Source organism: Mesorhizobium sp. M7A.F.Ca.CA.002.04.1.1 (genome assembly GCF_004022805.1).
Taxonomy (GTDB): domain Bacteria; phylum Pseudomonadota; class Alphaproteobacteria; order Rhizobiales; family Rhizobiaceae; genus Mesorhizobium; species Mesorhizobium ciceri.
Genome location: NZ_RZPL01001194.1, coordinates 1 through 797 on the forward strand (window position 1 = coordinate 1; position 797 = coordinate 797).

The 797-nt window shown below is 64.0% G+C and carries 1 protein-coding gene and 1 pseudogene; both read left to right on the top strand.

Annotated features, from left to right (window positions below; translation table 11 throughout):
• Window positions 1–394, top strand: a pseudogene (locus tag ENZ75_RS33245) (4-hydroxy-3-methylbut-2-enyl diphosphate reductase); the annotation flags it as partial.
• A gap of 5 nt (window positions 395–399) precedes the next feature.
• Window positions 400–797 (top strand): phosphotransferase (locus tag ENZ75_RS33250; protein ID WP_164888245.1); only part of this gene is annotated, 398 nt, incomplete at its 3' end.

The following is a 797-nucleotide window of genomic DNA, read 5'->3' on the forward strand; positions in this document are numbered from 1 at the left end:
CTGCTATGCCACCACCAACCGCCAGGAAGCCGTCAAGGACACCGCGCCGGGCGCCGATCTCTATCTGATCGTCGGCGCGCCGAATTCCTCCAATTCGCGACGACTTGTCGAAGTGGCGGAGCGTGCAGGCGCCACCATGTCGCTTCTCGTGCAGCGCGCCGCCGAGATTCCGTGGAATGACATCGGCAACATTTCGACGCTCGGCCTGTCGGCCGGCGCGTCGGCGCCCGAAATCATCGTCGACGAGATCATCGACGCGTTCCGGCAGCGCTTCGATGTCACGATCGATCTGGCCATCACGGCCACGGAAACGGAGGATTTTCCGGTCATGCGGGTACTGCGCGATGTCGAACTGACGCGGGCCGACATGGCCTTCGTCAATGGAGCCGCGTAAGGCACATGGCGGTCTACACTGACGTCGCGGAAGGCGAACTCGGCGCATTCCTGAAGCACTATCCGGTCGGCGATCTCCTGTCCTACAAGGGCATCGCCGAAGGCACCGAGAACTCGAACTTCCTGCTGCACACCTCGAGCGGCTCCTACATCCTGACGCTCTATGAGAAGCGCGTCGAGAAGGCGGATCTGCCGTTTTTCCTTGGGCTGATGGGCCATCTCGCCTACAAGGGCGTGTCCTGCCCGCTGCCGGTGACCGCCCATGACGGCAGCGTCATCGGCACGCTCGCCGGCCGGCCGGCGGTCATCATCACCTTCCTGGAAGGGCTTTCGTTGCGGCGGCCCACAGCCACGCATTGTGCCGAGGTCGGCAAGGCGTTGGCGCAATTGCATCTGGCCGGCGC